General features: G+C 74.4%; 15 protein-coding genes. 11 read left to right on the plus strand and 4 right to left on the minus strand.

Annotation, left to right across the window (positions count from 1 at the left end; translation table 11 throughout):
* Nucleotides 1-185: 185 nt before the first annotated feature.
* Nucleotides 186-2,300, minus strand: coding sequence for an EAL domain-containing protein (locus C2142_RS07610; protein ID WP_148641676.1), 2,115 nt, complete (start codon nucleotides 2,298-2,300; stop codon nucleotides 186-188).
* On the minus strand, nucleotides 2,297-3,106 hold the full coding sequence (locus tag C2142_RS07615; protein WP_148641677.1) for an SAM-dependent methyltransferase: 810 nt from the start codon (nucleotides 3,104-3,106) through the stop codon (nucleotides 2,297-2,299). Before C2142_RS07615 ends, C2142_RS07610 begins: the two co-directional genes overlap by 4 nt.
* A 270-nt stretch (nucleotides 3,107-3,376) precedes the next feature.
* On the opposite strand from C2142_RS07615, the gene C2142_RS07620 reads away from it, so the two are divergent.
* Nucleotides 3,377-5,155 (plus strand): glycoside hydrolase family 15 protein, encoded by a 1,779-nt coding sequence (locus tag C2142_RS07620; protein WP_148641678.1) that lies wholly within the window; start codon nucleotides 3,377-3,379, stop codon nucleotides 5,153-5,155.
* 69 nt (nucleotides 5,156-5,224) lie between these two features.
* On the plus strand, nucleotides 5,225-5,674 hold the full coding sequence (locus C2142_RS07625; RefSeq protein WP_148641679.1) for an SRPBCC family protein: 450 nt from the start codon (nucleotides 5,225-5,227) through the stop codon (nucleotides 5,672-5,674).
* Nucleotides 5,675-5,888: 214 nt separating this feature from the next.
* On the opposite strand, the gene C2142_RS07630 is transcribed toward C2142_RS07625, so the two are convergent.
* Complete coding sequence (locus C2142_RS07630; protein WP_148641680.1) at nucleotides 5,889-6,470, minus strand: antibiotic biosynthesis monooxygenase; 582 nt, start codon at nucleotides 6,468-6,470, stop codon at nucleotides 5,889-5,891.
* Nucleotides 6,471-6,691: 221 nt separating this feature from the next.
* Here C2142_RS07630 and C2142_RS07635 point away from each other — a divergent pair, with 221 nt between their 5' ends.
* From C2142_RS07635 to C2142_RS07665, 7 genes are all read left to right on the plus strand, one after another.
* Nucleotides 6,692-7,843 (plus strand): aminotransferase class I/II-fold pyridoxal phosphate-dependent enzyme, encoded by a 1,152-nt coding sequence (locus C2142_RS07635; RefSeq protein WP_148641681.1) that lies wholly within the window; start codon nucleotides 6,692-6,694, stop codon nucleotides 7,841-7,843.
* A 354-nt stretch (nucleotides 7,844-8,197) separates the two neighbouring features.
* Nucleotides 8,198-9,451 carry an ergothioneine biosynthesis glutamate--cysteine ligase EgtA gene (gene egtA / locus C2142_RS07640; protein ID WP_241003136.1) on the plus strand — a complete coding sequence of 418 codons (1,254 nt, stop codon included), beginning with the start codon at nucleotides 8,198-8,200 and terminating at the stop codon, nucleotides 9,449-9,451.
* Nucleotides 9,448-10,830: an ergothioneine biosynthesis protein EgtB gene (gene egtB / locus C2142_RS07645; protein WP_148641683.1), complete on the plus strand. Its 1,383-nt coding sequence runs from the start codon at nucleotides 9,448-9,450 to the stop codon at nucleotides 10,828-10,830. The genes egtA and egtB overlap by 4 nt, the downstream gene beginning before the upstream one ends.
* Nucleotides 10,830-11,585 carry an ergothioneine biosynthesis protein EgtC gene (gene egtC, locus C2142_RS07650; protein ID WP_148641684.1) on the plus strand — a complete coding sequence of 252 codons (756 nt, stop codon included), beginning with the start codon at nucleotides 10,830-10,832 and terminating at the stop codon, nucleotides 11,583-11,585. The genes egtB and egtC overlap by 1 nt, the downstream gene beginning before the upstream one ends.
* Before the next feature lie 56 nt (nucleotides 11,586-11,641).
* Nucleotides 11,642-12,616 (plus strand): L-histidine N(alpha)-methyltransferase, encoded by a 975-nt coding sequence (gene egtD / locus C2142_RS07655; protein ID WP_148641685.1) that lies wholly within the window; start codon nucleotides 11,642-11,644, stop codon nucleotides 12,614-12,616.
* A gap of 118 nt (nucleotides 12,617-12,734) precedes the next feature.
* Nucleotides 12,735-14,174 carry a sugar porter family MFS transporter gene (locus tag C2142_RS07660; RefSeq protein ID WP_174315598.1) on the plus strand — a complete coding sequence of 480 codons (1,440 nt, stop codon included), beginning with the start codon at nucleotides 12,735-12,737 and terminating at the stop codon, nucleotides 14,172-14,174.
* A gap of 128 nt (nucleotides 14,175-14,302) precedes the next feature.
* Nucleotides 14,303-15,742, plus strand: coding sequence for a nitric oxide synthase oxygenase (locus C2142_RS07665; protein ID WP_241002438.1), 1,440 nt, complete (start codon nucleotides 14,303-14,305; stop codon nucleotides 15,740-15,742).
* Nucleotides 15,743-15,907: 165 nt separating this feature from the next.
* Here C2142_RS07665 and C2142_RS07670 read toward each other — a convergent pair whose 3' ends face one another.
* Nucleotides 15,908-16,549 carry a TetR/AcrR family transcriptional regulator C-terminal domain-containing protein gene (locus C2142_RS07670; RefSeq protein WP_148641687.1) on the minus strand — a complete coding sequence of 214 codons (642 nt, stop codon included), beginning with the start codon at nucleotides 16,547-16,549 and terminating at the stop codon, nucleotides 15,908-15,910.
* Between the two features lie 210 nt (nucleotides 16,550-16,759).
* On the opposite strand from C2142_RS07670, the gene C2142_RS07675 reads away from it, so the two are divergent.
* Complete coding sequence (locus C2142_RS07675; protein WP_148641688.1) at nucleotides 16,760-17,908, plus strand: acyl-CoA dehydrogenase family protein; 1,149 nt, start codon at nucleotides 16,760-16,762, stop codon at nucleotides 17,906-17,908.
* A gap of 138 nt (nucleotides 17,909-18,046) precedes the next feature.
* Complete coding sequence (locus C2142_RS07680) at nucleotides 18,047-19,234, plus strand: thiolase family protein (RefSeq protein WP_148641689.1); 1,188 nt, start codon at nucleotides 18,047-18,049, stop codon at nucleotides 19,232-19,234.
* Nucleotides 19,235-19,240: the final 6 nt, after the last annotated feature.

A 19,240-nucleotide genomic window follows, 5' to 3' on the forward strand; every position in this document is an offset into this window, starting at 1 on the left:
GGGCCTCATCGTGCCCAGGTGACCGGCGTCACGTCAAGAGGTTTGCGGGAATTGAGTTCTTATGCCGGATTCGGAATGAATTGCCCGATGCGGCCGGAGGCCCCGCCACGTCCCCGCACAACGGCCGCGCCCGGTCCGCCGACCAGGGCCGCGGCCGCCGGCCGTCAGCCGTCAGCCGTCAGCCGTCAGCCGCCGACCGGGCGGCCCTCCGGCTCCTCGGCGATCCGGCGGGCGATCTCGGCCGGCCGCACCGGCCGCCCGAAGTGCCAGCCCTGCGCCCAGTCGCAGCCGATGGTGCGCAGCCGTTCGGCGTCCCGCCGGGTCTCCACGCCCTCGGCGGTGACGGTCAGGCCGAGTGCGTGCGCCATCGACACCAGGCCGCTGACGATCCGCCAGCCGGTCTCCTCGTCCTTGGCCGGGTCGTGCAGGTCACCGACGAACGAGCCCGCGATCTTCAGGCCCGAGACCGGAAGGTCGCGCAGGTAGGCCAGGTTGGACCAGCCGGTGCCGAAGTCGTCCACGGCGAGCGAGACGCCCTGGTCGACCAGCCCGTGCAGGGTACGCAGCGCCTCGTCCTCGGGGCCGACCACGGTGGACTCGGTGATCTCCAGCTGGAGCCGGGCCGGGTCCAGGCCGGTGGATTCGAGGATCCGGCCGAGGTCGGTGACGAGGGCGGCGCTGCGGGCCTGACGGACCGCCAGGTTGACGTTCAGCTGCGGCGCGTCGTCGCCGAACCGCTTGATCCAGTCGGCCGCCTGGCCGCAGGCCTGCTCCAGCACCCAGCGGCCGAGCGGCATGATCAGGCCGGTCTCCTCGGCGGTGGTGACGAACTCGTCCGGCCCGAGCACGCCGAGCTGCGGGTGGCGCCAGCGCACCAGCGCCTCCACCGCGGCCAGCCGGCCGTCGGCCAGCGCGTACAGCGGCTGGTAGTCGATGAAGAACTCGCCGCGGTCGAGTGCGGCCGGCATCCGGACGGACACGGCGTACCGGCTGACCGCGCGGGCGTTCTCCTTGGGGTCGAAGAGCGTCCAGCGGCCGCGGCCGGCCTCCTTGGCCCGGTACAGCGTCAGGTCCGCCGCGCGGACGGCGGCGCCCGGGGTCGTCGTCGAGACACGCCGCTCCAGCACGCCCACGCTGGCGCCGACGGCGAGCTTGTGATCGCCGATCAGGACCGGCCCGGCCAGCGCCTTCAGCACGGTCTTGGCGGCGGCGACGGCCTCCTGCTCGCCCCGGCAGTTCTCCAGCAGGACGACGAACTCGTCGCCGCCGAGCCGGGCGACCAGGTGGCCGAGCGGGGTCAGGGCCGCCTTGAGCCGGGCGGCGACGGCGGAGAGCAGCTGGTCGCCGGTGTCGTGGCCGAGGCTGTCGTTGACCACCTTGAAGCCGTCGAGGTCGACGTAGCAGAGGCCGAACCGGGCGCCCGGGTCCGGCTCCTCGAACAGCTTCTCCAGCCGCTCGAAGAACGCCGCCCGGTTGGGCAGGCCGGTCAGCGGGTCGTGGGTGGCCTGGTGGCGCAGCCGCTCCTGGAGCCGGTACCGGTCGGTGATGTCCTCCAGCATCGCCACCTGGTACTGCGGCCGGCCGTCGTCGTCACGGATCAGCGAGACCGTCAGGTGGGTCCAGACCACCTCGCCGTCCTGCCGGTAGTACGGCTTGTCGACCTGGAAGTAGTCCCGTTTGCCGCTGATCAGCTCCTCGTAGGCCTCCCAGACGCCCGGGGTGTCCTCGGGGTGCACGAGGTCGCCGACCCGGCGGCCCTGCATGTCCTCCGGCGCGGCCCCGAACAGCTCCTGGAGCGCCTTGTTGACGGCCAGGATGTTGCCGTCGGTGTCGCCGATGCCGATGCCGATCGCCGCGCTCTCGAACAGCGCGCGGAACCGTGCCTCGGACGCGCGCAGCGCCCGCTCGGCCTCCTTGCGGGCCAGGTCGGCGGCGGTGCGGATGGCCTCCTGCTCGCGCAGGGTGCGCTCGCGCAGCGCGGCCGCCCAGCCGGCCGCGAAGGCCCCGCAGAGCGCGGGCCCGCGGTCGTCGGTGACCGGCTGCTCCTGGAGCAGCTCCACCGCGCGGGCCAGCACCACCGGGTCCGTGAAATGGGCGTCGACGAGCGCCGCGCCGGCCTGGGAGGCCAGGTGCGGCTCGAACGGCTCGTCCTGCTGGGCACGGTGCAGCAGCGCGGCGGTCCGGGAGACCAGCCGGCCGAGCAGACCGGGGTGGACCGCCGTGCCGTGGTCGCCGGAGAGCAGCCGCGCCCAGTCCTCGTGGAACTGTTCGGCGCTGCCCGACACCGGCGAATCACTCACGGGCGGAACCCCACGCCCGCCACCCCGGTCATCCGCTCGGGGTGCTGGCCGACGGCCTCCGGCTGGTCGGGCCGCCACTGCGGCAGGTAGACGACGCCGGGCTCGACCAGCTCGAAGCCGGCGAACATCGTGGTGATCTGCTCGTGCGTGCGCATGGTCAGCGGGGTGGGCGTCATCCGGTAGAGCTTCTGGTGGTTCTCGGCCTGGTCCGGGCGGCCCTCCAGGGAGGCGTGCGAGAGGACCAGCGCGCTGCCCGGCGGGAGGGCGTCGTGCAGCACCTCGACCAGCTTCCACGGGTCCTCGGAGTCGCTGACGAAGTGCAGGACGGCGACCAGCAGCACGGCCACCGGCTCGCCGGCCGCGAGCAGCTTGCGCACCTCCGGGCGGGCCAGCAGGTCGTCGACGTCCCGCAGGTCGGCCTGGACGACGTCGCTCTTCGGGTCGTCCTGCAGCAGCAGCCGGCTGTGTGCGGCGGCCACCGGGTCGCGGTCGATGTAGACGACCTCGGCCTCGGGGTGGATCGCCCGGGCGATCTCGTGCACGGCGCCGAAGGTGGGGATGCCGGAGCCGATGTCCAGGAAGCGGGTGATGCCCCGTTCTTCGGCGACGAACTGCACGGCGCGGCGCAGGAAGGCCCGGTTGGAGCGCATGATCTGGGGCAGCTCCGGCCAGAGGGCGATCGCCTTGCGGGCCATCTCGCGGTCCACCTCGAAGTTGTGCGAACCACCGAGGTAGTAGTCGTAGACCCGAGCGGCGTTCGGTTTGTCCAGGTCCGTGCCCTCCGGTACCCAGTTCGGTCGCCGCATCCTAGGGACTCCTTCACTCCGGTTCCGGGAAGCCAGCTGTCTTAAGGGACGGCTGCGACTGATGAGACTACAAGCACAAAAGATCCTCCCTTGCACGCCGAACGGGTGCAAGCGGAGTTCTCCCATCCTGCCGGAGTCTCCGGTTCCGCTCGACGGGGGCCGGGGCCCGCCGGGGTACGGCGGGGTCCGGCCGGAGCTGCCGCCCCCCGTCGCCGCCGGGGTGCGGCGCCTCGTCCTGCCGGACGGGCGGCGACGGCCGAGAATGGGGTGATGGCCGGACGCATCGAGGACTACGCCCTGATCGGCGACCTGCAGACCGCCGCCCTGGTGGGCCGGGACGGATCGGTCGACTGGCTCTGCCTGCCCCGGTTCGACTCCCCCAGCTGCTTCGCGGGCCTGCTCGGCAACCGGCAGCACGGCGCCTGGCGGCTCGCCCCCGTCGGCGCCACGCGGTGCTCCTCCCGCCGCTACCTCGACGACAGCCTCGTCCTGGAGAGCGAGTGGCACACGCCCGGCGGCACGGTGCGGATCACCGACTTCATGCCCCAGCGCGGGCAGGGCGCCCGCACCCCGCAACTGATCCGGATCGTCGAGGGCGTCGAGGGCACCGTCGCGGTCCGCAGCGAACTGCGGCTGCGGTTCAACTACGGCCGGATCGAGCCCTGGGTCCGCCGCACCGGCCGCCACCGGGTCGCCGTCGCCGGGCCGGACTCCGCCTGGCTGCGCGTCCCGCCCGGGGTGCACACCTACGGCGTGGACGGCATCACCGCCTCCGACTTCACCGTCACCGCCGGCCACCGCGTCGCCTTCCTGCTCACCTGGCAGCCCTCCCACCTGCCCACCACCCCGCGGACCGACCCCGAGGAGGCCCTGCTCACCACCCTGCGCGACTGGCAGCGCTGGGCGTCCGGCTGCCGCTACCGCGGCGAGTGGCGGGACGCCGTGCTGCGCTCGCTGATCACCCTCAAGGCGCTCGCCTACGCCCCCACCGGCGGCATCGTCGCCGCACCGACCGCCTCGCTGCCCGAACGGATCGGCGGGATGCGCAACTGGGACTACCGGTTCTGCTGGCTGCGCGACTCCTCGATGACCCTCTCCGCCCTGCTCCGCGGCGGCTTCCGCGAGGAGGCGACCGCCTGGCGCCGCTGGCTGCTGCGCGCCATCGCCGGCGACCCCGGCGACCTCCAGACCGTCTACGGCGTCGCCGGCGAACGCGTCCTCGGCGAGACCGTCGCCGAGTGGCTGCCCGGGTACGAGGACTCCCGGCCGGTCCGGTTCGGCAACGCCGCCGTCGACCAGCTCCAACTCGACGTCTACGGCGAGGTGGTGGACACCCTGCACCTCGCCCTGCTGGCCGGCCTGCCGATGGAGCGGCACGTCTGGATCCTGCTGCGGACCCTGATGGAGTATCTGGAACACCACTGGCGCGAACCCGACGAGGGCCTCTGGGAGGTCCGCGGCGGGCGGCGGCACTTCGTCCACTCCAAGGTGATGTCCTGGGTCGCCGCCGACCGCGCCGTCCGCCTCGCCGAGGCCACCGGCCTGCCCGCGCCCGTCGACCGCTGGCGGGCCATGCGCGACGCCGTCCACGCCGACGTCTGCGAGCACGGCTACGACCGGCGGCGCGGCGTCTTCGTGCAGCACTACGGCGGGCAGGGGCTGGACGCGGCCACGCTGTTCGTGGTCAAGAGCGGTTTCCTGCCGCCGGACGACCCGCGGGTGGTCCGGACCGTGGACGCCGTCCGGGAGGGCCTCGACCACGGCGGCCTCGTCCGCCGCTACCAGGCCCACCAGCGCACCGACGGCCTTCCCGGCGGCGAGGGCGCCTTCCTGGCCTGCTCCTTCTGGCTCGCCGACGCACTGGCCGCCACCGGGCGGCGGGCCGAGGCACACGAACTCTTCACCCGGGTGGTCGGGCTCGCCAACGACCTCGGCCTGCTCTCCGAGCAGTGGGACCCGCGCGCCCGCCGTCAACTCGGCAACACCCCGCAGGCGTTCAGTCACGTCGCACTGGTCAACACGGCGTTCACGCTGGCCGAACCGGAGTAGCGCACGCGGCGGGCCGCGGCGGCGCGCGGCGGGCGCGCCCACCCGTCGCGGGCGGGTACCGTTCGGCGGATGGACCCGAACCACTACCGGTTCCGCGGCGTCTGGCGGCTGCCCGCGCCGCCCGCCGCCGTGTACGCGGCACTGGAGGACGTCCGGAGCTACCCGCTCTGGTGGCCCGAGATCCGCACCGCCCGGGAGACCGGCCCGGGCTGCGGCGAGGTGGTGGCGCGCGCGCTGCTGCCCTACCGGCTGGTCATCGGCCTGGAGACGGTGCGGTGCGACCCGGCGGCCGGGGTGCTGGAGGCCGCCATGCACGGCGACCTCACCGGCTGGTCCCGCTGGACCGTCACCCCGGACGGCACCGGCAGCCAGGTGGTCTTCGAGGAGGACACCAGGCCGGCCAAGCCCCTGCTGCGCCGTCTCGCCCTCCCCCTGCACCCGGTCTTCCGCGCCAACCACGCCGCGATGATGTGGCGCGGCCGGCGGGGGCTGGCGGGGTACCTGACGGCGGACGGCTGACGGACGACGGACCGGCCCCAGCGGCCGGTCCGCCGCGGGTCCGCGCGTGCCCCGGGGTCACCGCTGCGGCAGGACGCGCCGGGCCGTCTCCAGGGCCCCGGCAGGTGGCCGGTCACCGAGTGGAGGTCGGCCTCGGGCGCGGCGCGCTCCCGCAGGCCGGCAGGTGTCCGGCGGCGCAGTGCGCGTGAGCGGCGGCTCCGGTCGCCCCCGGCCGTCAGCGGCGGAAGAGCCACGGCCGCAGCAGCCGGGTCACCACCGGCAGCGCCGCGTACGTCATCAGCGCGCTGATCAGCGGTGCGGTGACGAGCGGCCGGACCGCCGTCGGCAGGCCCGAGAGGTGCGGGGCGATCAACAGGGCCGAGGTGACGACGATCGGGGCGATCGCGAGCGTCGAGGCGACCGCCATCTTCCAGCGCACGGGCGGGCGTCCCTTCGACGCGGCCGCCTTGGTGGTCGCGAACCAGCCCTCCATGCCGAGGATCTCGTGCCGGTGCACCTCGTGGTGGTGCCCGTCCGCCACGGCGAAGCAGGCCGCCCGCGCCGGGGACGCCTGCCAGGAACGGAACGCCTCGCCGTCGCGGAAGTGCAGCAGCAGGTGCCAGGGGTCGTCCGGCCCGGCCGGCCGCAGCAGCCCGGTGCCGAGGTTGCCCTCGTGCGCCGCGGCCGCGGCCAGGATGTCCTTCGCCCAGACCTCGAAGGCCTCCTCGTACCCCGGCTCCACCCGGCGGGCCACGAAGAGGGTGACCTCCTCGTCCTGTCCGCTGCCGGCCATCGTGTCGCGCGTCGTCGTCGCCATCGGTCTCCCCGTCCTGCCCGAAACGCCGTACCAAGGGCGCAGCGTACGGCGTGCGCCCGCGCTTGCGCGCCCCCGTCCAGCGGGCGGCCGGACGGCCGGACGGCCGGTCATCGTCCAGTCGGCCACCGGCTCCGGGCGGCCCGGTCCGGCGGGATCCGCACGGCACGCCCTACCGTGGCTGCGGACGTCTTCGCCCGCCGCCGTACCGGGAGGCCCCTGCCGTGACCGCCCCACCCGAGGACTTCGGCTTCGGCCGGCCCTTCGACCGCGCCGGCACCGGCAGCAGCAAGTGGGCCCGGGCGGCCGGCCCGCCCGGCGCAGTGATCCCCATGGGCCTCGCCGACATGGACCTGCCCGGGCCGCCCGCCGTCGCCCGCGCGCTGGCGCAGCGGGCCCGGCACCGGGCGTTCGGGTACACCGTCTGCGATCCGTCCGGGCGGTCACTGGTGGCGCGGTGGTACCGGGAGCGGCACGGCGTGACGGTGGACCCGGCCTGGGTGATGCTGCTGCCCTTCGGCCCGCGGACCGCCGTGCGGCTGCTGCTGGAGGCGGTGCGCCCGGCCGGTCCGGTGCTGTTCCCGACACCCGAGTGGGGCGGCTTCGCCCAGCTCTGCCGGGCCGCCGGGCTGCCCTACGAGGAGGTGCCGCTGGAGCGGGACGGCGCCGGGTACCGGCTGCCGGTGGCCGGGCTGGCGCCGCACAGGGGCGGGGCGGTGCTGCTGAGCAGTCCGCACAACCCGTCGGGGCGGGTCTGGACCGGGGCCGAGGTCCGCACGCTCGCCGGGGCGGTGGCGGAGGCCGGCGCGGTGCTGGTCTCGGACGAGGTGCACGGCGACCTCACCCACCCGGGCCACCGGCATCCGGTGGCCGTGGCCGAGGCAGGCCCGTACCGGGAGCGGACCGTCACGCTCAACTCGGTCGGCAAGACCTTCAACACCTCCGGCCTGCCGAGCTGCTTCGCGCTCGTCCCGGACGGCGCGCTGCGCGAGCGGCTCACCGCGGTGATGGCCGGGTTCGGCTTCTGGGAGGGCGGGCTGCTGGAGCAGGAGGTGCAGCAGGCGGCGCTGCGGCACGGCGGCCCGTGGCTGGACGCGCTGCTGGCGCACCTGGCGAGCGCGCGGGACCGGCTGACCGGCCTGCTCGGCGGCGCCGTCCTGTCCGCACCCGAGGCCTCGTACCTGCTCTGGGTGGACGCCGCCGCGCTCGGCCTGCCGCCGGCCGGGGCGCGGGCGGCGCTGCTGGAGCGGTGCGGCCTGGAGGCCTCCGACGGGGCGGACTTCGGGCCCGGCGGGCGCGGCGCGCTGCGGCTCGACTACGCGTTGCCGGGCCCGGTCCTGGAGGCTGTCCTGGAACGGCTGGCACGGCTCCGCTGAGCCTTCGGGGGCTTCCGGGGAGGGGCCTCCGGGAAGGCCGCCCCGAGGCTTCCAGGAGGCTTCGAGGAGGCCTCCGGGCGGACCGGGAAAGGCCTCGCACGGGGCCCCGGAAAGGCCGGAATCACCCGATTGCACCACCTCTGACCTGCGACGACATCTCTTCACGAGATGTTTGCGGAGCGCCTTCGCATGGTCCGTAGCAGACTGGGCAGGGTAGACCGGGCCGCAATCGTGATCCCGAGGATGGTGAGTCCGGTGATACCCGTTCGCCCGACCAGCCCGACCGCCCGACCGACCACCGACCCGCCCCCGGACGGGGTGACGCCGCTGACCGAGTCGGCCGCGCGCAGCCACATGGCCGGGGTCTGTTTCAAGATCGGGCCTCCCCGGCTGGTCGGCGTCGAGGTCGAGTGGTTCGTCCACGACGACCGATGTCCCGCCAGCCCCGTCCTACCGGAGCGGCTTCACGCCGCACTGGACGCACTGCCGATCGGCGGCCCCGACGGGATGTCGCTCCCCTCGGGAGCCCGCCTCACCCTCGAACCCGGCGGACAGGTCGAGCTCAGCTCCCCGCCCGCCGACAGCCTCACCGCCTGCGTCGACGACACCCGACGCGACCTCGCCGCCCTGCGGGCCGCCTTCGCCGCCCAGGGCCTGCGCCTCACCGGCACCGGGACCGATCCCCTGGCCCGTCCGCGGGAGATGGTGCTGGATCACCCCCGTTACCTGGCGATGGAACGGTTCTTCAACTCGGCCGGGCCCTGGGGCCGGATCATGATGACCGGCACCGCCTCCGTCCAGGTCTGCCTGGACGCGGGCGCCGCGGACGGCCCGCACGCGCTGGACCGGCGCTGGCGCCTCGCCCACCGGCTCGGCCCGGTGCTGGTCGCCGCCTTCGCCAACTCCCCGCTGCTGGACGGCAAACCGACCGGTCACCGGTCCACCCGCCAGACCGTCTGGTCCCGGATGGACCCCACCCGCACGCTCGCCCCGGGCCCCGACCACGGAGATCCGCGCGAGGCCTGGGCCCGGTACGTGCTGGACGCCGAGGTGCTCTGCATCCGCCGCCCCGACGGGCTGCCCTGGACCGCGCCGGCCGGGCTGACCTTCGCCGACTGGCTGCGCGGCGCCGGCGAGCGCCCGCCCACCCTGGCCGACCTGGACTACCACCGCACCACGCTGTTCCCGCCGGTCCGCCCGCGCGGCCACCTGGAGCTGCGGATGATCGACGCCCAGCCCGGCGACGGCTGGATCGTCCCCGCCGCCCTGGTCACCGCGCTGCTGGACGACCCGGTGGCCGCCGAGGCCGCGCTCGCCGCACTGGAGCCGCTGGAGCGCGCCGACGGCCCGCGCCCGCCGCGCAGCGACGCCTGGCGCCGGGCCGCCACCCTGGCCGTCGCCGACCCCGGGCTGCGCCGCGCCACCCTCGCCTGCTTCGCCGCCGCCGACGCCGCGCTGGGCCGCCTGCCCGGTGCCGAGCGGCTGCGCACCGCCGTCGCCCAGTACGCCGAGCGCTATCCCGCGCGCGGCCGCTGCCCGGCCGACGACCAGCTGGACGCGCTGCGCTCCGGCGCCCGACGCACTCCCCTGGAGGAGGCCGCACCATGATCGACGACGCCCGCCCGACCGGCGCCCCCGGCGCAGGCCCCGACGCCCGCCCGCCGCTGGAGACGCCGGCCTCGCTGGAGGCGCTGCGCGAGACGATCGCCGCCGAGCTGCTGGCCGCCCGCGCCCGCACCGCCGCGCTCACCGACTGCGTCGAGGACCGCGACCTGACCGCCCAGCACTCGCCGTTGATGTCCCCGCTGGTGTGGGACCTCGCGCACATCGGCAACCAGGAGGAACTCTGGCTGCTGCGCAACGTCGGCCACCGGGACCCGATGCACCCGGAGATCGACCCGCTCTACGACGCGTTCGAACACCCGCGCGCCGAACGCCCCAGCCTGCCGCTGCTGCCGCCGCACGAGGCCCGCGCGTACGCGCACGAGGTGCGCGGCCGGGTGCTCGACCTGCTGGGCGAAAGCCCACTGGAGGGCGCACCGCTGCTGGACGCCGGCTTCGCCTTCGGCATGATCGCCCAGCACGAACAGCAGCACGACGAGACGATGCTGATCACCCATCAGCTCCGTGCGGGCGAGCCCGCACTGGCCGCTCCCCCGCCGCCGCCCGCCCCGGCGGACGCGGCCGCCCTGCCGGCCGACGTGCTGGTCCCGGCGGGCCCGTTCACCATGGGCACCGACACCGAGCCGTGGGCCCTGGACAACGAGCGCCCGGCCCACCGGGTCGAGCTGCCCGCCTTCCGGCTGGACACCACGCCCGTCACCAACGGCGCCTACCTGCGGTTCATCGCCGACGGCGGGTACGACGACCCGCACTGGTGGACCCCCGAGGGGTGGGACCACCGCCGGAGCGCCCGGCTCAGCGCCCCGCTGTTCTGGCGCCACGAGGACGGCCAGTGGCTCCGCCGCCGGTTCGGCGTGCTGGAGCCCGTGCCCCTCGACGAACCGGTGCTGCACGTCAGCTGGTACGAGGCCGACGCGTACGCGCGATGGGCGGGGCGGCGACTGCCGACCGAGGCCGAGTGGGAGAAGGCCGCCCGGTACGACCCGGCCACCGACCGCTCCCGCCGCTACCCGTGGGGGGACGCCCCGCCCGCGCCCGGGAACGCCAACCTCGGCCAGCGCCACCTCCGCCCGGCCCCGGCCGGCAGCTACCCGGACGGCGAATCACCCTACGGGGTACGGCAGTTGATGGGTGACGTGTGGGAGTGGACGGCCAGTGACTTCCGCCCCTACCCGGGATTCCGGGCCTGGCCGTACAAGGAGTACTCGGAGGTCTTCTTCGGCCCCGAGTACAAGGTGCTGCGCGGCGGCTGCTTCGCCGTCGCGCCGGTCGCCTGCCGGGGCACCTTCCGCAACTGGGACTACCCGATCCGGCGGCAGATCTTCGCCGGGTTCCGCACCGCCGCCGACGTGGAGACCGACTGATGTGCCGTCACCTCGCCTACCTGGGCGAGCCGTTGGCGCCGCAGGAGCTGCTGGTGGAGCCCCCGTTCGGGCTCTACCGGCAGTCCTGGGCGCCCCGGGCGCAGCAGTACGGCACGGTCAACGCGGACGGCTTCGGCCTCGGCTGGTACGCGGACGGCGACGAGGTGCCGGCCCGCCACCGGCGGGCCGGGCCGGTCTGGGCGGACGCCACGTTCGCCGACCTCGCCCGGGTGATCCGCACCCGGGCGCTGCTGGCGGCCGTCCGCTCGGCCACCCAGGGCTGCGCGGCGGGCGAGGAGGCGGCCGCGCCGTTCGCCGCGGAGCGCTGGCTGTTCAGCCACAACGGCGCGGTGGCGGGCTGGCCCGCGAAGCTCGACGCCCTGGCCGGGCTGCTGCCGCCGTCCGAACTGCTGGAGCTGGTGGCGCGCACCGACTCCGCACTCGTCTGGGGCCTGGCGCTGCACCGGTTGCGGGCGGGCGCCGGCCTCGGTGAGGCACTGGCCGGCACCGTCGCGGACGTGGCCGCGCACACCACCGCGCGGCTCAACCTGCTGCTCACGGACGGCCGCGCGCTCGCCGCGACCGCCTGGGGTGACACCCTGCACCACCGGACGCTGCCCGGGCTCGGCGTGGTGGTGGCCTCCGAGCCGTACGACGACCACCCGGACTGGACGGCCGTGCCGGACGCCTCGCTGCTCCTGGCCGGCCCGGACGGCGTCACCGTCCGGCCGCTCGGCACCGTCCGGCCACTCTGAGCACCCACCTCCCCCACCGCTCTTCCTTCACCTTTTGAACCGAGGACCCGTCTGCCATGAGCACCTTTGACCTCACCCGACTGCTGCCCGCCGACCACTTCAGCACCGCGTTGCGGCACGACGTGCAGCACGGTCTGACCTCCGAACCGAAGTGGCTGCCGCCGAAGTGGTTCTACGACGCCCGGGGCAGCGAGCTGTTCGAGGAGATCACCCGACTGCCCGAGTACTACCCGACCCGCGCCGAGCGGGCGATCCTCACCGCCCGGGCCGGCGAGATCGCCGCCGCCACCCGGGCCCGCACCCTGGTCGAGCTGGGCTCGGGCTCCTCCGAGAAGACCCGGCTGCTGCTGGACGCCCTGCGCGACCTCGGCACGCTGCACACCTACGTCCCGGTGGACGTCAGCGAGAGCGCGCTGACCGCCGCCGGCGGGGCGCTCGCCGGGGAGTACCCGGAGCTGGCGGTGCACGGCGTGCTGGCCGACTTCACCGCCCGGCTCGGCCTGCCCCCGGACGGCGGCCCGCGCCTGGTCGCCTTCCTCGGCGGCACCCTCGGCAACCTGCTCCCCGCCGAGCGGGCCGCCTTCCTGCGCGGCCTGCGCGCCGCGCTCGACCCGGGCGACTTCCTGCTGCTCGGCACCGACCTGGTGAAGGACCCGGGCATGCTGGTCGCCGCCTACGACGACGCGGCCGGGGTGACCGCCGAGTTCAACCGGAACGTGCTCAACGTGCTGAACCGCGAACTGTCCGCCGACTTCGACCCGGACGCGTTCGAGCACGTGGCGCTCTGGGACCCGGAGCAGGAGTGGATCGAGATGCGGCTGCGCTCGCTGCGCACCCAGACCGTGAAGATCCCGGCGCTCGACCTGCCCGTCCACTTCGAGGCGGGCGAGGAGCTGCGCACCGAGGTGTCGGCGAAGTTCCGCCGGGAGCGGGTCGCCGGGGAGCTGGCGGCGGCCGGCCTGCGGCTCGCCCACTGGTGGACGGACGACGAGGGGCGATTCGGGCTGTCGCTGGCCTCCCCTCGGGTTTGACAATTCACTTTACTAATAGAGAAAGGGACTTGGCGGGCATCCCACGTACAACACTTGAACATTGACGGGTTACGATCGCGGCTACCAAGCTCAGCGTTGAGTACCAGGAGTCAAGATCGTGAGCGTCACCCAGAAGCCCACGGAGCCGACGGAGCCGACGGCGGCGGAGGCCCGATCCTCCGACCGCCTCGGCTTCGTCGTCTTCATCACCGCCGCCGCGGCCCTCGGCGGGTTCCTGTTCGGCTACGACAGCTCCGTGATCAACGGCGCCGTCTCCGGCATCCAGGAGAAGTTCGGCGTCGGCGACGGCGTGACCGGCCTGATCGTCTCCTCGGCGCTGCTCGGTTCGGCGGTCGGCGCCGCGCTGGCCGGCCGGTTCGCCGACCGCTACGGCCGGATCAAGGTGATGAAGGCGGGCGCGCTGCTCTTCGCGGTGAGCGCGGTCGGCTCGATGCTGCCCTTCTCCGCCTGGGACCTCGCCTGCTGGCGGGTCCTCGGCGGAGCGGCCATCGGCATCGCCTCGGTGATCGCCCCGACCTACATCGCCGAGGTCGCGCCGACCAAGTACCGCGGGCGCCTGGCCTCCTTCCAGCAGGCCGCGATCGTGCTCGGCATCGCGATCTCCCAGCTGGTCAACTGGGTGCTGGCGGACGCCGCGGGCGGCGACACTCGCGGCCGGCTGCTCGGGCTGGAGGCCTGGCAGTGGATGCTCGGCATCTGCGTGCTGCCCGCCGCCCTCTACTTCGTACTCTCCTCGATGATCCCCGAGTCGCCGCGCTACCTGATCGCGGCCGGCCGCCTGGACGAGGCCCGCGCCGTGCTCGCCGAGGTCGAGGGCCGGGGCGCCGACACCGACGCCCGGATCACCGAGATCCAGGGCCTGATCGACTCCGACCACCGCCCGCGCTTCCGCGACCTGCTCGGCGGGCGCTTCGGCCTGCTGCCGATCGTCTGGGTCGGGATCGGCCTCTCGGTCTTCCAGCAGCTGGTCGGCATCAACGTGATCTTCTACTACTCGTCGATCCTCTGGCAGTCGGTCGGCATCGACCAGAGCAACTCGCTGCTGATCAGCTTCATCGGCTCGGTCATCAACATCCTCGGCACCGTGGTCGCGATCCTGCTGGTCGACCGGATCGGCCGCAAGCCGCTCGCCCTGATCGGCTCGGCCGGCATGGCCGTCGCACTGGCCGCCTGCGGCTGGGCGTTCTCCTCCGCCACCGGCAGCGGCGACAACGTGACCCTCCCCGACCTCCAGGGCACCGTGGCGCTGGTCGCCGCCAACGCGTTCGTGCTCTTCTTCGCGATGTCCTGGGGCGTGGTGGTCTGGGTGATGCTCGGCGAGATGTTCCCCAACCGGATCCGCGCCGCCGCGCTCTCCGTCGCCGCCTCCGCCCAGTGGATCGCCAACTGGGCGATCACCGTCTCGTTCCCCTCGCTCTCGCGCTGGAACCTCTCGGCGACCTACCTCGTCTACGCCGCGTTCGCGGCGCTGTCCCTCCTCTTCGTGGCACGGTTCATGAAGGAGACGAAGGGCATCCGGCTGGAGGACATGGGCTGATCCGACCGTCGGACCTTCGGACCTTCGGCCCCCGCACCCTAGCGCCCCCGGCGCGGGTGCGGGGGCCGAATCGTTCACTCTCTGCGGCGGGGCGGACACCTCCGGTACTCCTGGTGGCCAGGAGGGATGTGTCCTTGATCTTCAACCGGCTTCGCACCCGCAGCGCCCGCAGGACCGTGGCAGCGCCTGCCACCGGCTGCCCGTACGCCCACACGCACCCCGCGCCCGAACCCGCCGGGCCGGCGCCCGCCGAGGGCACCGGACACCCCGCCGGCCGGCTGACCGACCACGTCACCGGCCCGCTCACCCGCCACGCCGGGCCTCCCGAGGACCCGCAGCTCCGGGAGGCTCCGGGGTTCCAGGAGGTTCCGGGGCTCCGGGGGGCTCCGGGGTTCCGGGATGCTCCCGGACCGGCCTCCGGGCCGTCCGCGGACGGCCCCACCGGCGCCGCCCGCAGCACTGGTTCGGGTTCCGGTTCCGGCCACTTCACCGATCCGGCGGAGGCCGAGGCGTTCGTCCGGCAGTTCCACCACGAGCAGCCCGCCGCCGGCGGCCCGGCCGAGCGGCTGCGGGCCGTCCTGGACGAGATCGACCGCACCGGCACCTACGAGCACACGCCCGCCGAGCTGGCCTACGGGGCGAAGCTGGCCTGGCGCAACGCGGCCCGCTGCATCGGCCGGCTGTACTGGCGCAGCCTGGTCGTCCGCGACCTGCGGCACCTCGGCTCAGCCGACGACATCGCCACCGAGTGCTTCGAGCACCTGCGGGTGGCCGGCAACGGCGGCCGGATCCGCCCGGTGATCTCGGTGTTCGCCCCCGACCGCCCCGGCCGTCCGGCCGCCCGGATCCTCAACCAGCAGCTGGTCCGCTACGCCGGCCACCCCGGCGCGAACGGCACCTGGACCGGCGACCCGGCCGGCGCCCGGCTCGCCGCCCGGGCCCGGGACCTCGGCTGGAAGTGCGGCGAGGAACCCTTCGAGGTGCTGCCGCTGCTGGTCCAGGAGCGGCCCGGAGAACGCCCCGAGTGGTACGAGCTGCCGGACGACACCACGCTTGAGGTCGACCTCGTCCACCCCGACCACGCCTGGTTCGCCGACCTCGGCCTGCGTTGGTACGCGGTACCGGCGATCAGCGACATGACGCTGGAGATCGGCGGCGTCCGCTACCCCACCGCACCGTTCAACGGCTGGTACATGGGCACCGAGATCGGCGCCCGCAACCTCGCCGACGCCGACCGGTACGACATGCTGGCCACCGTCGCCGAACGGCTCGGCCTGGACACCTCCAACGACCGCACGCTCTGGCGCGACCGGGCGCTGGTGGAGCTCAACGTGGCGGTGCTGCACTCGTTCCAGGAGGCCGGGGTGACCATGGCCGACCACCACACCGAGTCCGGGCGGTTCCTCAAGCACGTCGCCCAGGAGAAGCGGCTCGGCCGGCCGACCCCCGCCGACTGGAGCTGGATCGTGCCACCGGTCTCCGGTGGGCTGACCCCCGTCTACCACCGGTACTACGACCCGGTCGACCCCTCGCTGCGGCCGGCCTTCGTGGCGCGCGAGCCCTGGTGACCCGCCCTGGCCCTGCGTGGCACGGGGGCGGGCCGCGCACGGGGCCAGGGGCGCACGGGGCCAGGGGCGCACGGGGCCAGGGGTGCACGGGGCCGGCCGCACGGGGGCGGGCCGCGCAGGTCCAGGGATGCACGGGGCCGGTGGCGCGGGGCCGGTGGCGCGGGGTCAGGGGCGCGGGACGGTGCGCTCGTACCGTAGGAGCAACCCGTCGAGGAGCGCTTCGAGCCCGGTCTCGAACGCCCCCTCGTCGATCGCGCTCCGGTGCTCGGCCAGCCGGTGGGCCTCGCCGAGGTGCGGGTAGTCGGCGGCGTCGTACACGCCGGCGTCCTCGGGGAAGCCCGCCGCGAACGAGGCCAGCGCCGAGCCGGCGACGAAGTACCGCATCAGTGCGCCGATCCGGGTGGCCTGCCCGCGCGGCCAGCCCGCCTCGACCAGGCAGCCGAAGACGGCATCGGCCAGCCGCAGGGCGTTCGGCCGGCGCCCGGGGCCCTGGGCGAGCACGGGAACGATGTTGGGGTGCGCGGCGAGGGCGGCCCGGTAGGAACGCGCCCAGTCGCGCAGCGCCGCCGGCCAGGGCGCGTCCCGCCCGAACATCGACAGGTCGACCTCGCCCATCACGCTGTCCACCACCGCGTCCAACAGCTCGTCCTTGGTGGCGAAGTGGTTGTAGAGCGACGGCCCGCTGACCGACAGCTCGGTGGCGAGGCGGCGGGTGGAGAGCGCGGCGAGGCCCTCGGCGTCGATGAGCTGGAGCGCGGCCGTGACGATGCGCTCGCGGCTGAGCAGGGGGGTGCGCGGGCGGGCCATCGTCGCGGTTCCTCCGGTCGGGTCGGCGGGTTCGAGTGGGTGGGTGCGGGTCGGTCGGTGCGTTCGGGTCGGTCGGTGCGGGTGAGTGCGTTCGGGTGAGTGCGTTCGGGTGGGTGGGGACCGATTCTGGCAGGCGCCTCTTCCCAGTGCGGCCCGGTCGGGGCTACAGTCCCCCCATAAAACTTGCAGCGCTAGTTTAACGGGGTCCCGATGAACCTGGAGCTCTCCGAGGAGCAGGCCGCCCTCCGTGACCTGGCGGCCGCCTTCACCGACCGCGAGATCGTCCCGTACGCCGCCGAGTGGGACCGCGCCGAGTCCGTCGACCGCGCGATCATCGGCAAGCTCGGCAAGCTGGGCCTGCTCGGCCTCACCCTCCCCGAGCAGTACGGCGGCAGCGGCGGCGACCACCTCGCCTACTGCCTGGCCCTGGAGGAGCTGGGCCGGGGCGACTCCGCCGTGCGCGGCATCGTCTCCGTCTCCCTCGGCCTGGTCGCCAAGTCGGTCAACGGCTACGGCAGCGAGGAACAGAAGCAGCACTGGCTGCCCCGGCTCACCTCCGGCGAGGCGCTCGGCTGCTTCGCGCTCACCGAGCCCGGCACCGGCTCCGACGCCGCCAACCTCACCACCCGCGCGGTCCGGGACGGCGGGGACTGGCTGATCAGCGGCGCCAAGACCTTCATCACCAACGGGACCTGGGCCGACGTCGCCCTCGTCTTCGCCCGGACGGGCGGCCCGGGGCACAAGGGCATCACCGCCTTCCTCGTCCCCACCGACCTGCCCGGGTTCACCCGCACCGAGATCCACGGCAAGCTCGGCCTGCGCGGCCAGGCCACCGCCGAGCTCGCCTTCGACGCCGTCCGGGTGCCCGACTCCGCGCGGCTCGGCGAGCCCGGCAAGGGGTTCACCGTGGCGATGGCCGCACTCGCCAAGGGCCGGATGTCGGTCGCCGCCGGCTGCGTCGGCATCGCCCGGGCCTGCCTGGACGCCGCCGTCCGGTACGCGGGCGAGCGCGAGCAGTTCGGCAAGCCGATCGCCTCGCACCAGCTGGTGCAGGAGCTGCTCGCCGACATCGCCGTGGACGTCGAGGCCTCCCGGCTGCTCACCTGGAAGGTCGCCGACCACATCGACCGCGGCCTGCCGTTCGCCGCCGAGTCCTCCGTCGCCAAGCTCTACGCGAGCGAGGCCGCCGTCCGGGCCGCCAACAACGCTCTCCAGGTCTTCGGCGGCTACGGGTTCATCGACGAGTACCCGGTCGGCAAGTACCTGCGCGACGCGCGGGTGATGACCCTCTACGAGGGCACCAGCCAGATCCACAAGCTGCTGATCGGACGCGCGCTCACCGGCGTCAACGCGTTCTGAGCCCTGCCCCTTCCGTTCCGCTGTCCCCTTTGTTCCCGTTGTTCCCGTTGTTCTCGTTCTTCTCGTTGTTCCCGTTCTTCCCGCTGTTCCCGCTGCCCCGTCATTCCCGCTGTTCCCGCTGATAAGGAGCCCGACGACGTGCGTCCTGTCTACTTCGCCGCAGCCCGCCGCACACCCATCGGCCGGCTGCGCGGAGCGCTCGCCACGGTCCGCCCCGACGACCTCTCGGCCACCGTGCTGCGCGCCCTGCTCGCCGACGTACCCGCCCTCGACCCGGCCCGGATCGACGACGTCTACTGGGGCGCCGCCAACCAGGCCGGTGAGGACAACCGCAACGCCGCCCGGATGGCCGTCCTGCTGGCCGGCCTGCCCGACACCGTGCCCGGCGCCACCGTCAACCGGCTCTGCGCCTCCGGCCTGGAGGCCGTCACCATGGCCGCCCGGGCGATCGGATCGGGCGAGGCCGACGTGGTGCTGGCCGGCGGCTGCGAGTCGATGACCCGCGCCCCCTTCGTCCTCCCCCGCCCCGACGAGGCGCTGCCGCACAAGATCGAGACCTACGACACCCGGCTCGGCTGGCGCCTCACCAACCCCCGGATGGCCGACCTGCACGGCGTCCTCTCCATGGGCGAGACCGCGGAGGAGGTCGCCACCCGGTACGGCATCACCCGTGAGCGGCAGGACGCCTTCGCACTCCGCAGCCACCAGCGCGCCGCCGCCGCCCGCAAGGACGGCCACTTCGACGCCGAGCTGGTCCCGGTCGAGCGGCCGGACGGGGTGACGGTCGGCCAGGACGAGAGCATCCGCGAGGACACCAGCCTGGAGAAGCTGGCCCGGCTGAAGCCCGCCTTCCGGGCGGGGGGCACGGTGACGGCGGGCAACGCCTCGCCGATGAACGACGGCGCGGCCGGCCTGGTGCTGGTCAGCGAGGAGGCGCTCGGCGACCTCGGCCTCCAGCCGCTCGGCCGGTACGTCGCCGGCGCCTCGGCCGGGGTGCACCCGGACGTGATGGGCGTCGGCCCGGTGCCGGCCACCCGCAAGGTGCTCGGCCGGGCCGGCTGGTCGCTCGACTCGCTGGAGGAGGCCGAGCTGAACGAGGCCTTCGCCGCCCAGGTGCTCGCCTCCATGGACCAGTTGGGCATCGATCCGGAGCTGGTCAACCCGGCGGGCGGCGCCATCGCACTGGGCCACCCGTTGGGCGGCTCCGGCGCCCGCATCCTCACCACCCTGCTGCACCGCATGCGCCGCAGCGGCGCCCGCCGCGGCCTGGCCACCATGTGCGTGGGCGTGGGCCAGGGCACCGCCGTCCTCGTCGAATCGGCCTGACGGCCG

Source organism: Streptomyces sp. CB01881, from assembly GCF_002953255.1.
Lineage (GTDB): Bacteria > Actinomycetota > Actinomycetes > Streptomycetales > Streptomycetaceae > Kitasatospora.